At 68.8% G+C, this 17,435-nt stretch carries 18 protein-coding genes; 12 read left to right on the forward strand and 6 right to left on the reverse strand.

The genetic code is table 11. The annotated features are described in order from the left end of the window. The 5 genes from IV088_RS16145 to IV088_RS16165 form a co-directional block, all read left to right on the forward strand. On the forward strand, window positions 1–431 hold a 431-nt coding region (locus IV088_RS16145), incomplete at its 5' end, for a hypothetical protein (protein ID WP_291104183.1). 184 nt (window positions 432–615) lie between these two features. Beyond that, complete coding sequence (locus IV088_RS16150) at window positions 616–1,086, forward strand: YiaA/YiaB family inner membrane protein (RefSeq protein WP_291104264.1); 471 nt, start codon at window positions 616–618, stop codon at window positions 1,084–1,086. Window position 1,087: 1 nt separating this feature from the next. Continuing rightward, window positions 1,088–1,558 (forward strand): hypothetical protein, encoded by a 471-nt coding sequence (locus IV088_RS16155; protein ID WP_291104186.1) that lies wholly within the window; start codon window positions 1,088–1,090, stop codon window positions 1,556–1,558. A gap of 30 nt (window positions 1,559–1,588) precedes the next feature. Then, window positions 1,589–2,377, forward strand: coding sequence for a DUF2145 domain-containing protein (locus IV088_RS16160; protein ID WP_291104267.1), 789 nt, complete (start codon window positions 1,589–1,591; stop codon window positions 2,375–2,377). 46 nt (window positions 2,378–2,423) lie between these two features. After that, window positions 2,424–3,530, forward strand: a complete 1,107-nt coding sequence (locus tag IV088_RS16165; protein ID WP_291104189.1) for a serine endopeptidase — start codon at window positions 2,424–2,426, stop codon at window positions 3,528–3,530. A gap of 19 nt (window positions 3,531–3,549) precedes the next feature. Here the strand turns inward: IV088_RS16165 and yiaA are convergent, their stop codons facing one another. From yiaA to IV088_RS16190, 5 genes are all read right to left on the reverse strand, one after another. Beyond that, window positions 3,550–3,993: an inner membrane protein YiaA gene (yiaA, locus tag IV088_RS16170; protein WP_291104192.1), complete on the reverse strand. Its 444-nt coding sequence runs from the start codon at window positions 3,991–3,993 to the stop codon at window positions 3,550–3,552. A gap of 35 nt (window positions 3,994–4,028) precedes the next feature. Next, window positions 4,029–5,222, reverse strand: a complete 1,194-nt coding sequence (locus IV088_RS16175; protein ID WP_291104195.1) for a nitrate/nitrite transporter — start codon at window positions 5,220–5,222, stop codon at window positions 4,029–4,031. Window positions 5,223–5,270: 48 nt separating this feature from the next. Next, complete coding sequence (tgt, locus tag IV088_RS16180) at window positions 5,271–6,437, reverse strand: tRNA guanosine(34) transglycosylase Tgt (RefSeq protein ID WP_291104198.1); 1,167 nt, start codon at window positions 6,435–6,437, stop codon at window positions 5,271–5,273. Between the two features lie 65 nt (window positions 6,438–6,502). Continuing rightward, window positions 6,503–7,405 (reverse strand): EamA family transporter, encoded by a 903-nt coding sequence (locus IV088_RS16185; protein ID WP_291104200.1) that lies wholly within the window; start codon window positions 7,403–7,405, stop codon window positions 6,503–6,505. A gap of 95 nt (window positions 7,406–7,500) precedes the next feature. Next, a complete protein-coding gene (locus IV088_RS16190) occupies window positions 7,501–7,935 on the reverse strand; it encodes an Ig-like domain-containing protein (RefSeq protein WP_291104203.1) in 435 nt (144 codons plus the stop codon). 214 nt (window positions 7,936–8,149) lie between these two features. Between IV088_RS16190 and pyrF the strand changes: the two genes are divergently transcribed. From pyrF to IV088_RS16215, 5 genes are all read left to right on the forward strand, one after another. Beyond that, window positions 8,150–8,989: an orotidine-5'-phosphate decarboxylase gene (gene pyrF, locus IV088_RS16195; protein ID WP_291104206.1), complete on the forward strand. Its 840-nt coding sequence runs from the start codon at window positions 8,150–8,152 to the stop codon at window positions 8,987–8,989. Window positions 8,990–9,068: 79 nt separating this feature from the next. After that, entirely contained in the window at window positions 9,069–9,782 is a 714-nt protein-coding gene (locus tag IV088_RS16200) for a glutathione S-transferase N-terminal domain-containing protein (protein ID WP_291104208.1), read from the forward strand. Beyond that, complete coding sequence (locus IV088_RS16205; protein WP_291104210.1) at window positions 9,779–10,396, forward strand: glutathione S-transferase family protein; 618 nt, start codon at window positions 9,779–9,781, stop codon at window positions 10,394–10,396. Before IV088_RS16200 ends, IV088_RS16205 begins: the two co-directional genes overlap by 4 nt. A gap of 89 nt (window positions 10,397–10,485) precedes the next feature. Then, window positions 10,486–11,280 (forward strand): MipA/OmpV family protein, encoded by a 795-nt coding sequence (locus IV088_RS16210; RefSeq protein WP_291104212.1) that lies wholly within the window; start codon window positions 10,486–10,488, stop codon window positions 11,278–11,280. 103 nt (window positions 11,281–11,383) lie between these two features. Beyond that, complete coding sequence (locus IV088_RS16215; protein ID WP_291104214.1) at window positions 11,384–11,911, forward strand: hypothetical protein; 528 nt, start codon at window positions 11,384–11,386, stop codon at window positions 11,909–11,911. Between the two features lie 45 nt (window positions 11,912–11,956). Here the strand turns inward: IV088_RS16215 and uvrA are convergent, their stop codons facing one another. Next, window positions 11,957–14,992: an excinuclease ABC subunit UvrA gene (gene uvrA / locus IV088_RS16220; RefSeq protein WP_291104270.1), complete on the reverse strand. Its 3,036-nt coding sequence runs from the start codon at window positions 14,990–14,992 to the stop codon at window positions 11,957–11,959. Between the two features lie 240 nt (window positions 14,993–15,232). On the opposite strand from uvrA, the gene IV088_RS16225 reads away from it, so the two are divergent. Together IV088_RS16225 and IV088_RS16230 are read left to right on the forward strand one after the other, a co-directional pair. Further along, window positions 15,233–15,913, forward strand: coding sequence for a hypothetical protein (locus tag IV088_RS16225; protein ID WP_291104217.1), 681 nt, complete (start codon window positions 15,233–15,235; stop codon window positions 15,911–15,913). Beyond that, window positions 15,910–17,244 (forward strand): (Fe-S)-binding protein, encoded by a 1,335-nt coding sequence (locus IV088_RS16230; RefSeq protein ID WP_291104219.1) that lies wholly within the window; start codon window positions 15,910–15,912, stop codon window positions 17,242–17,244. The genes IV088_RS16225 and IV088_RS16230 overlap by 4 nt, the downstream gene beginning before the upstream one ends. The last annotated feature ends 191 nt before the right edge of the window (window positions 17,245–17,435 follow it).

A 17,435-nucleotide genomic window follows, 5' to 3' on the forward strand; every position in this document is an offset into this window, starting at 1 on the left:
CCGCGCTGGGGGGCGCGGCGGCCGCGGCCCGCATCCGCCACTGCGGCTTCTGGGCCCACGAAGGTCTGGCGGGGATCGGCGAGGTGCTGGTGTTGCTCAGGCGGCAGGCCGCGGGACCGGGCCAGCGGGCGATCGAGGAGGCCTGGTCCCGGATCGGCGTGCGTCTGACCGCGCACGGGCACAGCTTTCCGGCCGGCCAGGCCATTGTCCAGCGCCTGCAGGGCGAGTGGGCGCTGGCCTGTGGCCGCGAGCGCGAAGGTCGGCAGTGCCTGCAGCGCGCCGTGCGCAGCGCCGAGCAGCAGGGCATGCGGGTCGAGCTGGCACGCAGCTGCCAGTCGCTGGCCGGGCTGGACAGCGCATCGCCGCTGCACGAGCGTGCGCGCCGTCTGTGGCTGGAGATGCGGGCGCCCGCCGCGGTCGCCGCCCCCTGAAGGGTCTTGCACGCTCCGGGCGTCCGCTGGGCGCCGCCTGTTCGCGGCTTGCTCGCTGCCTCTGAAAGTATCGGATAACGAGTCTGAATAGGCGAAGATTCGATTCCGGTGCATGAATTTTGCATCGGCAAGGGTGGCGCGCCCCACCATCCGCCCCATGTTCAACAACCCACCGAGGTTTCACATGGTCAGCGGTTCCCGTTCTCCCTTCATCGTGATGCGCGACACCCGCGCCTGGCAGCTCCAGGTCTGGATCTCGTTCGGGCTGGCGGTCTTTCTCTGTGCCACCGGCCTGGCGTACCTGCCGGGTCAGTCGCTGGACCGGGCCTTCATGGTGATGGGTTATGTGTTCTGCCTGTCGACGGTGTTCGTGCTGGCCAAGGCGGTGCGCGACCAGCAGAAAGCGCGCCTGTCGGGTGAGGCCGAGACGCCGATGTGGCGCTTCGTGGTCTGGGGCGGCTTCGGCGTGGCGATGGGCCTGACGGCCTGGGGCCTGCTGCGGATGGAGGTCAACGAGACCTACAAGGCGTACCTCGGCGTCAGCTGGCTCTACCTCGTGACCTCGGCCTTCACGCTGGCCAAGACGCTGCGCGACCGCCACGAAGCCGATCTGATCGAAACCCACCGCCACCAAGCCCACGCTCAGGAGCAATGACATGAACCACACATTCTTCAAGCAGATGCTGCTGGCCGCCAGCCTGAGCGCGGCCCTGGTGAGCGCCCCGGCGCAGGCGCAGAGTGAGGCCTCGCTGGTGCTGTCGGCCCTGCCGGTGGCGTCGGTGGTGGGCACGGGTTCGGCGGTCGCGGGCAGCGCGGCGGCCGGTGCGGTGGCGGTGAGTACGGTGCCGGCGGCGCTGGCGGTCAGCGGCGCGGTGCTCGTCGTCAAGACGGTCGAGGTCTCGGCGCGTGGCACGGTGTTCGTGCTGGAGCGGGCCTCGGACGGCGCGCGGGCCAGCGTGGAGCTGAGCGGGCGCGCGGCCTCGGGTGTGGTCGCCGGCGTGGGCACGGTGATGGCGGTGAGCGTGATCGGCGCGGGCGTGCTGTTGTCAGTGGCGGGCGAGGTCCTGTGCTTTATCCCGAACGAGCTGGGGCGCGCTCTTCTTCATAACGAAAGATTGACCTACTGAAGGGTGATCATGAAGACAACGCTGAAAGTCATGCCCCACGCGCTGGCGCTCGCCGTGCTGCTGCTTGGCGCCACCGCCGCCCACGCCGGCCGATCCTGCGAACAGCGCCCGTTGACGCCGCAGGCGCTGACCCAGGGCCTGGAACTCGCGCAGCGCACGGCGCAGGCGCTGGACACCGAGTTCGCGCGCAGCGGCGCGCGTGTGGTGGTGCTGGGTCGCGCGGGGCAGGATCTGGGCAAGTACCAGTTGCGTTATTCGCACCTGGGCTGGGCCTACAAGACGGCCGAGGGGCCGTGGCGCGTGTTGCACAAGCTCAACCAGTGCGGCACGTCCACCGGATCGATCTACCGCCAGGGCCTGGGCGAGTTTTTTCTGGACGACCTGTGGCGCCACGAGGCGGTGTGGTCGGTGCCTGCGCCCGCGCTGCAGGCACCGCTGCATGCGCTGCTGAGCGACCGCGGCCGCAGCCTGCGCCTGCATCAGCGCGACTACAACATGGTGGCCTACGCCTGGGGCACGCGCTACCAGCAGTCCAACCAGTGGGCGCTGGAGACCCTGGCCATGGCGGCCGAGCCGGGCGTCACGAACCGCGCTCAGGCGCAGGCCTGGCTGGGTTTCAAGGGCTACCAGCCGAGCACGCTGCGCCTGGGCGCGCTGACCCGGCTGGGCGCGAGCGCCAGTTCGGCGCACATCCGTTTCGACGACCACCCGAATCACAAGCGTTTCTCGGACCGCATCGAGACCGTGACGGTGGACTCGGTGCTCGACTGGCTGGCGCGCACCGGCCTGGGCTCGGCGCCGCAGCGGATCGCGCTGTGAGCGGGTTCACAATGCCTTTGATGAATTTGTTTTGGAGGGAAAGAACATGAGCAAGACCCTGCGTCTGTCCGAAAAGTGGTTCCACCGCGGCCTCTGGCTGGTGGCGTTCCTGTTTGCGTGGTTCCTGACCGGCCTGGGCAGCACCATCGTGGGCGATCTGCCGCAGGTGGAGCAGACCCGCTCGCTCGAAGACTTCATGGACCCGCAGCGCACGCCCGTGCTCAAGGCATCCATCAAGACCGCCGAGCGCAGTGCCGAAGAGGCCCAGGCCGCGCTCGACCAGGCGCAGCTCAAGCTGCAGACCGCGCGCGCCGACAACCGCGCCGCGCGCGAGACCTTCGACAACTGGCTGGCCACGCGCCGCGTGACGCAGCGCGCCGAGCAGGACGAAGAGGTGTTGCAGCGCACCCGCGAGCTCGACGGTCTTCGGCAGGCCGAGCGCGCCGCACTGACGGCGGTGGAAGCCCAGCAGCAGGTCGCGCTCGACGCGCGCCAGGCGCAGCAGCGCGCGCAGGCCGAGTTGCGCACCCTCGAAGACGCGGCCCGCAGCACCTATGTGGAATCGCAGCGCGCGCAGGAACTGCGCGTGTTCGGCTACCGGCTGGCGCTCACGCTGCCACTGCTGGCGCTGGCGGGTTACCTGTTCAAGAAGCACCGCAAGGGCTCGTCGTGGCCCTTCGTCTGGGGCTTCATCTTCTTCGCGCTGTTCGCGTTCTTCGTGGAGCTGGTGCCCTACCTGCCGAGCTACGGCGGCTATGTGCGCTACATCGTGGGCATCGTGCTCACGGTGATCGGCGGGCGCTACGCGATCCAGGCGCTGCAGCGCTACCTGGAGCGGCAGAAGCTCGCCGAGGCCCAGCCGGCCCAGACGCGCCAGCGCGAGATGGACTACGACCAGGCGCAGGCGCGCATGACGAAGAACATCTGCCCGGGCTGCGAGCGCACGGTGGACATGAAGGACGGCAAGACCGACTTCTGCCCGCACTGCGGCCTGTGCCTGTTCGACCACTGCGGGCACTGCAGCACGCGCAAGAACGCGTTTGCGCGCTACTGTTTCTCGTGTGGGGCGTCGGCGAAGGAGCCGGCGTCCGGGCCGGGGAGCGCTTCGGCCGACCTGCCGCCGAAGGCGCCCGAGGGGGCGGCGGCCGCCTGAGGGCCGCGCAGCGGCCGGTTTATTCGGCCGCTGCGCCGTCGATCTCGGGGTGGGCGATGCGAAACTGCGCCACGTCGCGGATGTTTTTCTGCACCGCGACCGCGCCGAACAGCGCCAGCAGGAAGGCCATCGCGTAGAAGCCTTTTTCGCTGGCGGCCAGTGTCGCGTTCCACAGGCCCACCGTCAGCAGGATGACCGCGATGCCCAGCGACACCCAGCACAGGCCGTAGTAGATGCCGGTGACCGGAATGCCCTCGAGCCGGTCGCGCACCGACTTCTGCAACGACACGGCGGAGAACAGGCCGTACATCAGCAGCGTGAAGTAGTAGCCCTTTTCGTTGAGCAACATCTGTGCGTTCCACAGGCCCATGAGGTAGACCACGGCCCCGACCAGCAAGGCGGCCCAGGAGGCTCCGATGAAGGCGCCGGTGGGGCGCTGGGCGACATGGGCGGGAGCGGTCATGTGAATCCTCCGGGGTGGTTGTGGTGGGCCGGACTTTACCGGAAGCCCGTCACTTTTTGTTGCTCCTCCCGCACCAGCCGCGCCATCGCCCACAGGCCCAGCACCGGGCCGATCGCCAGCCACGGCAGCAGCGCGCCCAGGTTCACGGTTTGCGCCAGCGAGACAAACAGCAGGATGCTCACGATGGACAGCGCAAAACCCAGGCTGTTGGTGAGCGTGAGCACGCTGCCCACGGCCTGCGGCGGTGCGTTGCGTGCGGTCAGGGTGGAGAACTGCGGCGAGTCGCCCGAGACCGTGATGCCCCAGAGCACCAGCCAGGCGTAGAACAGCGGCGCTGGCGCGTCGATGGCGAACGGCGCGGCCAGACAGCAGAGCCCGCTGATCGCCAGCTGCGTGCTGGCCACGCGCGCGCTGCCCCAGCGTTGCGCCACCCAGCCGCCGCCGGCGCAGCCGATCACGCCCGCGCCCAGCACCCAGAACGCGGCCCACGAGAGGTCGCTTCCCTGCAACCGCGTCGCCAGCACCAGCGGCACCATGACCCACATGGTGTACAGCTCCCACATGTGGCCGAAGTAGCCCAGCACCGAAGCGCGCACGCGGCCGTCGGTCCAGAGCGTGCCGAGCGCGCGCCACTGCAGCGTGGTCACACGGGCCACCGAGCCGGGCGGGTCGCCGGTGCCGAAGAACAGCAGCAACCCGCCGGCCGCCGCGAGCGCGGCCACGCCGAGCATGAGCGTGGGCCAGGGCAGGGTGCCGCTGAGCGCCCGCAGCGCATGGGCACTGGCCGAGCCCAGCACCAGCGCGCCGATCAGCAGGCCGAGCGCCGCGCCCAGGCCCTTGGTGTACCACTGCGCGGCGATCTTCATGCCCACCGGGTAGATGCCGGCGAGGCACACGCCGGTGAGAAAACGCCAGGCCAGCAGGGCTTCGTACCGCGTGACCATGGCCCAGGCGCCCACCGTGCAGGCCGCGCCCGCAAGCGCGCAGAACAGGAACACGCGGCGCGGCGCGAAGCGGTCGGCGATGGCGAGCAGGGCGAAGACCAGCGTGCCGACGATGAAGCCGAACTGCAGCGCCGAGGTCAGCGGGCCGACGGCCGAGGCCGGCCAGCCCAGCTCGCGCTGCAGGTCGGGCATGACCGCGTTGACCGCGAACCAGAGCGAGGTGCCGGCGAACTGCGCGAGCACCAGCACGGGCAGGATGTGGCGGGGGACTTGGGGCTGCGTCATGGCGCGCAGCTTAAACGGGTGTTGGAACGGGCGCCTGCCGCGCAGGCGTCAGACGCCGCGCGCCCGGTCGGCCTTGAACTGCGCGCGGAAGGCCTCGAAGCGCCCGGCGTCCAGCGCCTCGCGCACCTCGCGCATGAGGTTCAGGTAGTAGTGCAGGTTGTGGATGGTCGACAGCATGGGCCCGAGCATCTCGCCGCAGCGGTCCAGGTGGTGCAGGTAGGCGCGGGAAAAGCCGTCGCGCCCGCCATCGTCCCAGCTCACACCGGCGCGGCCCGCGCAGGCGTGGCAGGTGCAGGTGGTGTCCAGCGGCTGGTGGTCGGTTTTGTGGCGGGCGTTGCGGATCTTCAGGTCGCCATAACGCGTGAACAGCGTGCCGTTGCGCGCGTTGCGCGTGGGCATCACGCAGTCGAACATGTCCACACCGTCGGCCACGCCCTGCACCAGGTCCTCGGGCGTGCCCACGCCCATGAGGTAACGCGGCTTGTGGGCGGGCAGGCGGTGTGGCGTGTGCGCCATGATCTGCAGCATCTGTTCCTTGGGCTCGCCCACGCTCACGCCGCCGATGGCGTAACCAGGGAAGTCCATCTCGACCAGCGCTTCCAGCGACTCCTGGCGCAGGTGCTCGAACATGCCGCCCTGCACGATGCCGAACAGCGCGTTGGGGTTCTCCAGCCGCGCGAATTCGTCTTTGGAACGCACGGCCCAGCGGCGGCTCATTTCCATGCTCTTGCGCGCTTCGGCCTCGGTGGTCAGGTGGCCGTTGGTTTCGTAGGGCGTGCATTCGTCGAGCTGCATGACGATGTCGCTGTTCAATCCGGTCTGGATCTGCATGCTCACCTCGGGCGACATGAAGAGCTTGTCGCCGTTCACTGGCGAAGCAAACGTCACGCCGTCTTCGGTGATCTTGCGCATGGCGCCCAGGCTCCAGACCTGGAAGCCGCCCGAGTCGGTGAGGATGGGCTTGTGCCACTGTTCGAAGGCGTGCAGGCCGCCGAAGCTGGCCATGATCTCGCGGCCCGGGCGCATCCAGAGGTGGAAGGTGTTGCCCAGGATGATCTGGGCGCCCATGTCTTCCAGGCTGGCGGGCATGACGCCCTTGACCGTGCCGTAGGTGCCCACGGGCATGAAGATGGGGGTCTCAACCACGCCGTGGTTGAGGGTGAGGCGACCACGGCGTGCGTGGCCTTCGGTCTTGAGCAGGTCGAACTGAAGCATGGAGGCGATTGTCGCCGAGCGCCGATGCCACGGCCCGGTGGTCTGCGGTGCCGGGCGGCGACCGGTCAGGAGGGGCGCACGTCGGGGCGCGGGGTGCCGGAGGGCCACAGCACCGTCGCGATCGCCAGCATCACCAGCGCCACGGCGGTCCAGTCCTGCCAGTGCAGCACCTCGCCCAGCCACCACGCGCCACTGAACACGCCGAGCACCGGAATGAACATCACCGACAAGGTGGACGCGATCGGTGGCAGGTCGCGCGCCAGCATCAGCCAGACCACCTGCGCGAACGCAAACACCCCCAGGGCGTTGTAGGCGATGGCGCCCCAGACCGGCGGCGTGGGCCAGGCCGCCCAGGCCTCGCGCTCGAACAGGATCGCGATCGCCGTCATCCACACGGTGGTGATCACTGTCATCCAGAACGAGATCGCGAGCGTGGGGTGCGCGATGCGGGTGCGCCGCATCTGCTGCGTGCCCAGCGCCCAGGTGGCGGCGGCCACCAGCATCATGGCCACGCCCAGTGGCTTGCCCGAGAGCGTGGTGATTTCGTGCCAGAGCAGCAGCACCACGCCCAGCGCGGCGGAGGCCACGCCGAACCACGCGCGCCCCGCGAGCCGCTGGCCGAACCAGGCCGCGCCGATCAGCGCCGAGAACACTGGCATGGTGTAGCCCAGGATGGCGGCGCGCCCGCTGGAGAGCGACTGGATCGCGAGGATCGCCAGCGTGTGCCAGAACAGCATGTTGAAGACCGTGAGCACCGCCAGCTCGCGCCAGTGTTCGCGCGCGATGCGAAACGGCACCTTGCGCCACACCAGGAACAGCGCCAGCACCGGCAGGCCGATCCACATGCAGACGGTGCGGAACGTGAGCGGCGGAAAACCGGTCACGCCAAATTTCATGATCGGCCAGTTGATGCCCCAGACGATGGTGAGCAGGACGAGCAGGATCAGTTGCTGGCGGGTCAGTTGCATCCCGACGATGTTATCTGCCCAGCCTGACGGGCCGGTTTCAGGCCGCACCGAGAACCGAGCCCGTCTTGAAGCAGACGCGCTCGTTCAGCGCTCGATCAGTCGGTGATGGTGACGGACGCGTCTTCGCTGTCGGTCGTGTTGCCGTCATCGTCTTCGGCCCGGGCAAAGTAGGTGACCGAATCGGTGGCGGAGGACGGCAAAGTGGTGGTGAACTGATAGGGTGAGTCGTACAGCGTACCGAGCAAGGTGTTCGAACTTGAGCCGACCCGGTAGAACTTGACCTCACTGATGCCGATGTCGGAGCTCGCGACCGCAATCAGCGTGACCGTCGCTCCGGCGGGGGCACTGGTCGGAGTGGTCGCCAGTGTCACGGTGGGCCCATCGGTTGAGGAGCCGCCACCGCACCCCGAGATCGTCAGCGACAGCATCAAGGCCGTTGCCGCAGCGCCGCGCTTCAAGAGTTGCCGCCGCATTGAATGGCTGCGATGGAGGGATGACAAAACTGGGTGGAGGAGCGAGGTGGTGTTCATGACTTCATCATATGAAGACGACCCCCTTGACTGGGTAGCGTTCGTGTTTCCTGCAGGTAAATTTTCAGACATGAACTTCATGCGAAAAAGTCAGGCCCATGGCCGTTCCATGACCACCGGTGCCCATCCATGCGCCTCATCTTTCGCCGGACATGGGGGTCCGACGGCGATGCTTTTTCCCATGGCGGCGTGTCTCCGTAAAATCTCCACCCATATGACCTTCCTCGACATGTTGCGTGGCGCCGAGCGCCAGAACCGTTCCCTGCTCTGCGTCGGCCTCGACCCCGATCCGGCCAAGTTTCCTGCCGGCATGAAGGGCGACGCCTCGCGCATCTACGACTTCTGCGCGGCCATCGTTGAGGCCACGGCCGACACCGTGATCGCCTTCAAGCCGCAGATCGCCTACTTCGCCGCGCACCGCGCCGAAGAACAGCTGGAGCGCCTGATGGCGCACATGAAGCGCGTGGCGCCGCAGGTGCCGGTGATCCTCGACGCCAAGCGCGGCGACATCGGCAGCACCGCCGAGCAGTACGCGATCGAGGCCTTCGAGCGCTACGGCGCCGACGCCGTGACGCTCTCGCCCTTCATGGGCTGGGACTCGGTGCAGCCCTATCTGAAGTACCACGGCAAGGGCGCCTTCCTGCTCTGCCGCACCTCCAACCCCGGCGGTGACGACCTGCAAAATCAGCGCCTGGCCACGGTGGACGGCCAGCCGCGCCTGTACGAACACGTCGCCCGCCTGGCACAAGGCCCCTGGAACCTGAACGGCCAGCTCGGCCTGGTGGTGGGCGCCACCTATCCCGAGGAAATCGAGCGCGTGCGCGTGCTGGCCCCGACGCTGCCGCTGCTGATCCCCGGCGTGGGTGCGCAGGGCGGCGACGCGGTCGCGACCATCCGCGCGGGCTACCGCACACAGGGTGGCGAGACCACCGGGCCGGTGATCGTGAACTCCTCGCGCGCCGTGCTGTATGCCTCCGGCGGCGAGGACTTCGCTGCGGCGGCGCGCGCCGAGGCGCTGCGCACCCGCGATGTGCTGAACGCGGCCAAGGCCTGATCCCCCGGCGGTGCCCGCAGGCGACAGCCTGCCGACCCGCCAGTCCCTACCATGTGGCGTCTGAACGAGGAGCCGCCGCATGATCGACTTGTATACCGCCGCCACGCCCAACGGGCACAAGGTGTCCATCGCGCTCGAAGAGCTGGGCCTGCCCTACGAACTGAAGGTGCTGGACCTGTCGAAGCACGAGCAGAAGACGCCCGCCTTCCTGGCCATCAACCCCAACGGCCGCATCCCGGCCATCGTCGACCGCGAGGCCGATGACTTCGCGGTGTTCGAGTCGGGGGCCATCCTCATCTACCTGGCCGAGAAGACCGGGCGCCTCATGCCCAGTGATGCCAAGGGCCGTTCGCTGGTGCTGCAGTGGCTGATGTTCCAGATGGGCGGCATCGGTCCCATGATGGGCCAGGCCAACGTGTTCTTCCGCTACTTCCCCGAGAAGATCCCGGCCGCGATCGACCGCTACCAGGGCGAGTGCAAGCGCCTGTTCCGCGTGCTCGACGGCCACCTGGCCGAACACGAGTACCTGGCGGGCGACTACTCCATCGCCGACATCGCCAACTGGGCCTGGGTGCGCACGCACCGCTGGTCGGGCGTGGAGGTGGACGACCTGCCGCACCTCAAACGCTGGCGCGACGCGATCCGCGCGCGCCCTGCGGCGCAGCGCGGCATCGAGCGGCCGCCGTCCAGGGTGGACCTCACGCGCGACGGCGATGCCGGCGCCCAGACGTTCGCCGAAGAGGCGCGGCGCATCGTCGAGACCGGTCAGAGCCTCAGCGGAGGCAAGGCATGAAGCTCTTTGTGGCGCCCCGGGCGCCCAACCCGCGCCGCGTGCTGATGTTCCTGGTCGAGAAAGGCATCAACGGCCTGGACCTGGTGAACGTCGACCTCAACGCGCAGGAGCACAAGACGGCGGCCTTCCGGGCCAAGAGCCCGCTGGCCCGCATTCCCGCGCTGGAGCTGGACGACGGCCGCGTGCTGACCGAGACGCGCGCGATCTGCACCTACATGGAAGGGCGGTACCCGGAACCCAACCTCATGGGCCTGGACGCCACCGAGCGTGCCTTCATCGAGATGGCCGATCGGCGCATGGAGTGGTACTTCCTGCTGCCGGTGGGCAACTGCGTGCGCCACACCCACCCCGGGCTGGCGGCGCTGGAGCAGCCGCAGTTTCCCGAGTTTGGCCGCTCGCAGGGCGAGAAGCTGCACGAGACCATGGCCTGGCTCGACGCCGAGCTGCAGCGCCAGCCCTGGATCGCCGGGCCGCGTTTCACCATCGCCGACATCACCGCCTTCTGCACGCTGGAGTTCGCGCGCCTGATGCGCTTCAACGCGGGCGAGCAGGGGTTCGCCGCGCTGCAGGCCTGGCGCGACCGCGTGGCCTTGCGGCCGAGCGCGCGGGCCTGACCCGGGCGCTGGTATACCCGCCCGGCGACCGGGCAGCGCGTCGGTATGATCCGCCGATGACCATGTCCAGCAGCACCCTCCTTTGTGTCGTGTCCGCCGCCGTCCTCCTGCCCGGTGGCGTGTGGGCCCAGGAGCGTTCGATCGGCAGCCAGGAGGACGATTTCCTCATTGGCGCCTCGGTCGTCAGCGGCAACGCGCACGTCGGGACGCCCCAGGGCTCGACCACCGACCTGAAGCCGCTGTGGGCCTTCCAGCTGGGCCCGTTGAGGGTGTCGCGCTCGCGCGCCAGCGCCTTGATGAGCGTGGGCCGCGAGGCGCTGGAGACCGGTCTCTCGACCGAGTTCAAGGCCACCGAAAACGTCAGCCTCAGTGCCTCGCTGCGGCTGGACAACGGTCGCAGTTTCGATTCAGACCCGCTGCTGCGTGGCCTGCCCGACATCGGCACGACCGTGCGCGCCCGCCTGTCCGCGCGGCGTGCCCTGGGGCCGCGCTGGAGCTGGAGCATGAACACCGACCACGACCTGCTCGGGCGCAAGGGTGGCCTGCGGCTGGGCACCGGCGTCAACTACGCCTACCCCTATTCCGACGACACGCAGTGGGATTTTTCGCTCGGCACCGGCCTGGGCAACGCCCGTTACATGCAAACCCATTACGGCATCTCCCTCAAGGGGGCGCAGGCCACGGGTCGCGACACCTACCAGCTGAGCGGTGGTCTGGAAAACCTGCGCACCGGCATCAATTTCTCCACCGCGCTGGGCGACCGCTGGGTCGCTTTCGGCGGGCTGGAGATGTCGCGCATCCTCGGTCGCGCCGCGCGCAGCCCGCTGGTGGGCCGCCTGGCGACGCACAGCGTGACCATCGGGATCGCGTACCGCAGCCGTTGAGCCCGGGTTGCCCGGGGGTGTCCACGCTGGTTACCTTCGGTTGCGGTGTGCGCGCGGTGTTGGCGCACACTACAGACATCCTCACCCGACGTCTGATCGCACCATGCCCACCCTGTCCATCGCCTTGCTTCGCACCCTGATCCTGGGCCTGACCCTCGGCACCGCGCTGCATGGGGCCCAGGCCGCCAAACCCGACTGGGTGGAAGGTGGTCCGAACGGCAAGGGCCATGGCAAGCAGGGGAAGGGCGACAAGCCGCCGAAGGTCAGGCCCTCACCGGTGGCGCGCGTGGCCGTGCCGACGGTGTCGATCCAGATCGGCGGCTACTTCAGCGAACCCCAGCGTCAGGCGACGCGGGCCTACTACGAGCCGCGCGTGCGCAGCGGCCAGTGCCCGCCCGGACTGGCCAAGAAGCGGAACGGCTGCATGCCCCCGGGCCAGGCCCGCAAGTGGCGCCGCGGCCAGGTGCTGCCCCCTTCGATCGTGTACTACCCGGTGCCGGCGGCGGTGCAGGTGCAACTGGGGCTGCCGCCCTCCGGGCACAAGTTCGTGCGCGTGGCCACCGACATCCTGCTGATCGCCGTGGGAACCGGCATGGTGATCGACGCCATCGAGGACCTGGGCGGTCTGTGAGCGCCGACCAGACCCGCCGACAGCGGACCTGAACGGCGGGCTCGCTCAGCGGTCTAGCAGCCGCGCCAGGTAGCGCCCTGTGTGGCTCTCGCCGTTGGCGGCGATGTCTTCCGGCGTGCCCACGCCCACCACGGTGCCGCCGCCCGAGCCGCCTTCGGGGCCCATGTCGATCAGCCAGTCGGCGGTCTTTATGACGTCGAGGTTGTGCTCGATCACCACGATGGTGTTGCCGGCGTCGCGCAACTGGTGCAGCACCTTCAGCAGCAGTTCGATGTCGGCGAAGTGCAGGCCGGTGGTGGGTTCGTCCAGGATGTAAAGCGTGCGGCCGGTGTCGCGCTTGCTCAGCTCCAGCGCGAGCTTGACGCGCTGCGCCTCGCCGCCCGAGAGCGTGGTCGCGCTCTGGCCGAGCTGGATGTAGGTCAGGCCCACGTCCATCAGCGTCTGCAGCTTGCGGTGCAGCGTCGGCACGGCGGTGAAGAAGGCGTAAGCCTGCTCGACCGTCATGTCCAGGATCTGCGCGATGTTGCGGCCCTTGTACTGCACGTCCAGCGTTTCGCGGTTGTAGCGCTGGCCGCTGCACACCTCGCAAGGCACATAGACGTCGGGCAGGAAATGCATCTCCACCTTGACCACGCCGTCGCCCTGGCAGGCCTCGCAGCGGCCGCCGGCCACGTTGAAGCTGAAGCGGCCCGGGCCGTAGCCGCGCTCGCGCGCCGTGGGCACCTCGGCCATCAGCTCGCGGATGCCGGTGAAGAGGCCGGTGTAGGTGGCCGGGTTGCTGCGCGGCGTGCGGCCGATGGGGCTCTGGTCGACGTTGATGACCTTGTCGAAGTGTTCGATGCCTTCGATGGCGTCGTGTTCGGCCGGTTCTTCGTGCGAGCGGTACAGCGTGCGCGAGACAGCGGCGTAGAGCGTGTCGTTCACCAGGGTCGATTTGCCCGAGCCGGACACGCCGGTCACGCAGGTGAGCAGGCCGACGGGGAAGGCCACGCTCACGCCCTTCAGGTTGTGGCCGGTGGCGTTGACCACGCGGATCTCCTGCAGCTCGCCCAGCGAGGCCAGGTGCGCGGCTTCGCGTGCACTGCGGCGCTCGGCCGCCGGGCTCATGGGAAAGCGCGACTTGATCGGCGCGGCCTTGGCCGCCGCAGCGGCTTTGTTCACCGGCAGCCAGGGCGTGCGCCGCGCGGGCACGGCGATCTCGCGCGCGCCGCTCAGGTACTGGCCCGTCAATGAGCCGGGCGTGGCCATGACCTCGGCGCAGGTGCCCTGTGCCATCACATGGCCGCCATGCACGCCCGCGCCCGGGCCCATGTCGATCACGTGGTCGGCGCAGCGGATCATGTCCTCGTCGTGCTCCACCACCAGCACCGTGTTGCCCAGGTCGCGCAGGTGCTGCAGGGTGGCGATGAGGCGGTCGTTGTCGCGCTGGTGCAGGCCGATGCTGGGCTCGTCCAGCACGTACATCACGCCGGTCAGGCCGCTGCCGATCTGACTGGCGAGGCGGATGCGCTGCGCTTCGCCGCCGCTGAGCGTGTCCGCGCTGCGGTCCAGGCTCAGGTAGTTCAGGCCCACGTCGTTCAGGAACTTCAGGCGCTGGCGGATCTCGTTGATCACGCGCGCGGCAATGTCGCCCTTGGCACCGGGCAGCTGCAGCTGGCTGAAGTAGGCCAGCGACTCACCGAGCGTGATGTGGCTGATCTTGTAGATGGGCTGCTTCTGCGCGCCCTCGCCCACGAACACGTGGCGGGCCTCCAGGCGCAGCCGCGTGCCGCCGCAGTCGGGGCAGGGCTGGGTGGCGCGGTAGCGGGACAACTCTTCGCGCACGGCGGCCGAATCGGTCTCGCGGTAGCGGCGTTCGAAGTTGCGGATGATGCCTTCGAAGGGGTGCTTCTTGCTGATCTTCTTGCCGGCTTTTTCGCCCGATTCCAGCGCGTAGCTGAACTTGATCTCCTCTTCGCCCGAGCCGTAGAGCAGCACCTGCTGCACCGCGTCGGGCAGCGATTCCCAGGCCGCTTCGGCGTCAAATTTGTAGTGCGCCGCGATGCTTTCGATCATGGCGAAGTAGTAGCCGTTGCGCCGGTCCCAGCCCTTGATGGCGCCGCTGGCCAGGCTCAGCGTGGGGAAGGCGACCACGCGCTCGGGGTCGAACACTTCGGTGTGGCCCAGGCCGTCGCAGCTGGGGCAGGCGCCCATGGGCGAGTTGAACGAAAAGAGGCGCGGTTCCAGCTCGCCCACGGTGTAGCTGCAGACCGGACAGGCGAACTTGGCCGAGAAGCCGTGCTCGGCGCCGCCGTCCATCTCCACCGCGATGGCGCGGCCCTCGGCCAGGCGCAGCGCGGCTTCGAAGCTCTCGGCCAGCCGCTGGCGCAGCGGGTTGGCGCCGGTCTCGTCGAGGTCTGGCCGCACCTTGATGCGGTCGATCACCACGTCGATGTTGTGTTTCTCGGTCTTCTTCAGCGTGGGCAGGGCTTCGGCTTCCAGCACCTCGCCGTTGATGCGGAAGCGCACGTAGCCCTGGGCTTGCATGTCGGCGAACAGCTCCAGGAACTCGCCTTTTTTCTCGCGCGCCACCGGCGCCAGGATCATCAGGCGCGTGTCGGGCGGTAGCGCCAGCACGGCGTCCACCATCTGCGCCACGCTCTGCGAGGCCAGCGGCAGGTCGTGGTCCGGGCAGTGCGGCGTGCCGGCGCGGGCGTACAGCAGGCGCAGGTAGTCGTGGATCTCGGTCACCGTGCCCACGGTGGAGCGCGGGTTGTGGCTGGTGGCCTTCTGCTCGATGGCGATCGCGGGCGACAGGCCCTCGATCAGGTCCACGTCGGGCTTGTCCATCAGCTGCAGGAACTGCCGCGCGTAGGCCGAGAGGCTTTCCACGTAGCGGCGCTGGCCTTCGGCGTACAGCGTGTCGAACGCCAGGCTCGATTTGCCCGAGCCCGACAAGCCCGTGATCACCACCAGCGCGTGCTTGGGGATGTCGAGGTCGATGTTCTTCAGGTTGTGCGTGCGCGCGCCGCGCACCGAGAGCGTGGCCGCCGTGCGAAGGGCGGCGGCGTGGGCGGGGCTGTGCGGGGTGGGCGTCTCCAGCGCGGGGCCGGTCAGCGGGGTCGGGTTCGGGGTCAAGGCGGTGCACCAGGGCGGGTACTGGCGTCAAAAAGGCAACCCGACATGATACGACCGGACCGCTTCCCGGCGATACCCGCCGAACCGGGTGACGGCAACATCATGACGGAGCTCAACAACGGAGGCTCGGCGCTGCACATGGTTGGCTTTTCGAGACGATTGGGCGTACCGTTTAGGTTTTGGTGATCACAAGAAGGGTTCTCCATGGATTTCTTGGACTGGGTGCGCGGCCCGCTGCTGGCGCTGTCGCTTTTCATCTTTGTCGCCGGCGTCGCGTGGCGGTTGCTCGTGCTGTGGCGCCTGCCCCACCTGGCCGCGCCTGGCGCGCCCGAACGCCAGCCCTTCGGGACCGGTGCGGCGCTGGGCGCAGCCTTCACCCGCATGCTGCCGCGCGGCGGCTTTCACCCGAGCGCCACGCTGGTCACCTTGAATCCCTATGTGTTTCACATCGGGCTTGCGGTGGTGTTCTTCGGCTACGCGCCCCACATCGCCTTCATCCGCCGCCTGACCGGCCTGTGGTGGCCCGCCTTTCCCGACGCCGTGATGTATGTCGCGGCGGCCGCCAGCATCATTTCTTTGCTGGTGGCCCTGCTGTTCCGCCTGACCGATCCGGTGCTGAAACGGATCTCGACCGCCGACGACTGGATCACCTGGGTGCTCACGTTCCTGCCCTTCTTCACCGGCATGGCGGTGATCGGCGATCCGTCCTCGACCATCCTGGCGCGCGACCACGTGATCTACCGCGACCCGCTGGCGGTGCACCTGCTGACGCTGGAGCTGCTGCTGATCTGGTTTCCGTTCGGCAAGCTGATGCACGCCTTCCTGTTCCTGCCGGCGCGCATGCAGCTGGCCACCTTCTTTGGCCGTCGCGGGGTGCGCTCATGATCAACATGGATGTGTTTCATGGCTTTCTGCAAGCCATCCACCACCTGCCGGAGATGGCGCAGCCCGATGCGCTGACCGACGCCGACCGCCTGGGCCGCGCCAAGGCGGTCATGCGCGCCAAGACCGACCGCGGTCTGGCGCTGGACCTGGAAGCCTGCGTGAACTGCGGCTACTGCTCGGAAGCCTGCCACTTCTACCAGAGCACCCACGACGCGAAATACAGCCCCAGCCGCAAGCTGGACCTGCTGCGCCGGGTGCACGCGCGCGAAACCTCGGCCTTTGCGCCCCTCAAGCGCCTGTTCCTGCCCGACATCACCCTCGACGACCTCAAGGAGTGGCAGGAACTGGTCTACGACTCGTGCACCGAGTGCGGACGCTGCAGCATGATCTGCCCGATGGGGGTCAACACCGCGCGCGGCGTGAACGTGATGCGCGAAGCGCTGTTCGAGGCCGGGCTCGCCCCGCTGGAGCTGACGGCGGTCGCGCAGGAGCAGGCCGGGCGGGGCACGGTGTTCGGCGTCGGCCCCGACGAACTCCGGCAGGTGGTGGACCAGCTGCGCGCGCAGGGCATCGCCATCCCGCTGGACGAGCCGCAGGCCGACCTGATGATGGTGACGACGGTGATCGACGTGCTGCTGTACCAGGACGCCCTGGCCGCCACAGCGCGCATCCTCAACCACCTGGGCATCCGCTGGACCCTGCGCAGCGCCGGTTTCGAGGCGGCGAACTTCGGCCTGCTGTCCGGCAGCGAAGCGCTGCAGAAGGCGGCCAGCCAGCGCCTGATCGACGAGGCGCTGGCCATCGGGGCCCAAACCGTCATCCTGCCCGAATGCGGGCACGCCTACCCGGCGCTGCGCTGGGAGGCGCGGCTCGCCAACGGCCAGCCGCTGCCCTTCGAGGTGCTCGCGGCGTCCGAATTCGTGGGGCGCGAAATCACCGCCGGGCGCCTGCGGCTGCAGCCCCCCGAAGACCCCGGCCGCAAGATCACCTACCACGACGCCTGCAAGCTGGCCCGCCACGGTGGCGTGGTGGACGAGCCGCGCGCGGCGCTCAAGGCCCTGGGCATGGACCTGCGGGAGACCACGCCCACGGCCGAGCAGAACTGGTGTTGCGGCGGCGGCGCGGGTGTGTTCCTGATCAACCGCGCCGAGGGCTTGCGGCACCAGGCCTGGGCCATCAAGCGCGAGCAGATCGACGCCACCGGGGCCGACACGGTGGTGGTGTCCTGCGGCAGCTGCCGCCTGAACGCGATGGCGGGCGCCGAAGCCGACGCCTGGTCCACGAAAATCGAGAGCGTGGTCGAAATGGTGGCCCGGCAGTTGCCGGCCTGATGCGCCCCGCGCCCTGCGCCGGGGAAGCTGGCCCCTTGCGGGTGCAGCCCCACCCGCAAGGGGAGGGCCTTTGACGCACAATACCGGCTGGTCCCAACCCCCTCCAGTCAGAGGCAGGCGATCCCGCCCGCTGCGTGCTTTTTGATCGTGCCTTCCACCTCCGTTTCCCCCGTTTCCAGCGACACGCCCGC

Origin of the sequence: Hydrogenophaga sp. (assembly GCF_018780075.1) — a bacterium.
Classification (GTDB): Bacteria; Pseudomonadota; Gammaproteobacteria; order Burkholderiales; family Burkholderiaceae_C; genus Hydrogenophaga.

Coding starts and splice junctions, on each gene's coding strand:
- IV088_RS16205 (WP_291104210.1), top strand. CDS start 9,779: ATGAAGCTCTTTGTGGCGCCCCGGGCGCCCAACCCGCGCCGCGTGCTG.
- yiaA (WP_291104192.1), bottom strand. CDS start 3,993: ATGACCGCTCCCGCCCATGTCGCCCAGCGCCCCACCGGCGCCTTCATC.
- IV088_RS16200 (WP_291104208.1), top strand. CDS start 9,069: ATGATCGACTTGTATACCGCCGCCACGCCCAACGGGCACAAGGTGTCC.
- IV088_RS16155 (WP_291104186.1), top strand. CDS start 1,088: ATGAACCACACATTCTTCAAGCAGATGCTGCTGGCCGCCAGCCTGAGC.
- IV088_RS16150 (WP_291104264.1), top strand. CDS start 616: ATGGTCAGCGGTTCCCGTTCTCCCTTCATCGTGATGCGCGACACCCGC.
- IV088_RS16215 (WP_291104214.1), top strand. CDS start 11,384: ATGCCCACCCTGTCCATCGCCTTGCTTCGCACCCTGATCCTGGGCCTG.
- IV088_RS16230 (WP_291104219.1), top strand. CDS start 15,910: ATGATCAACATGGATGTGTTTCATGGCTTTCTGCAAGCCATCCACCAC.
- IV088_RS16190 (WP_291104203.1), bottom strand. CDS start 7,935: ATGAACACCACCTCGCTCCTCCACCCAGTTTTGTCATCCCTCCATCGC.
- IV088_RS16175 (WP_291104195.1), bottom strand. CDS start 5,222: ATGACGCAGCCCCAAGTCCCCCGCCACATCCTGCCCGTGCTGGTGCTC.
- IV088_RS16225 (WP_291104217.1), top strand. CDS start 15,233: ATGGATTTCTTGGACTGGGTGCGCGGCCCGCTGCTGGCGCTGTCGCTT.
- IV088_RS16160 (WP_291104267.1), top strand. CDS start 1,589: ATGCCCCACGCGCTGGCGCTCGCCGTGCTGCTGCTTGGCGCCACCGCC.
- pyrF (WP_291104206.1), top strand. CDS start 8,150: ATGACCTTCCTCGACATGTTGCGTGGCGCCGAGCGCCAGAACCGTTCC.
- tgt (WP_291104198.1), bottom strand. CDS start 6,437: ATGCTTCAGTTCGACCTGCTCAAGACCGAAGGCCACGCACGCCGTGGT.
- IV088_RS16185 (WP_291104200.1), bottom strand. CDS start 7,405: ATGCAACTGACCCGCCAGCAACTGATCCTGCTCGTCCTGCTCACCATC.
- IV088_RS16165 (WP_291104189.1), top strand. CDS start 2,424: ATGAGCAAGACCCTGCGTCTGTCCGAAAAGTGGTTCCACCGCGGCCTC.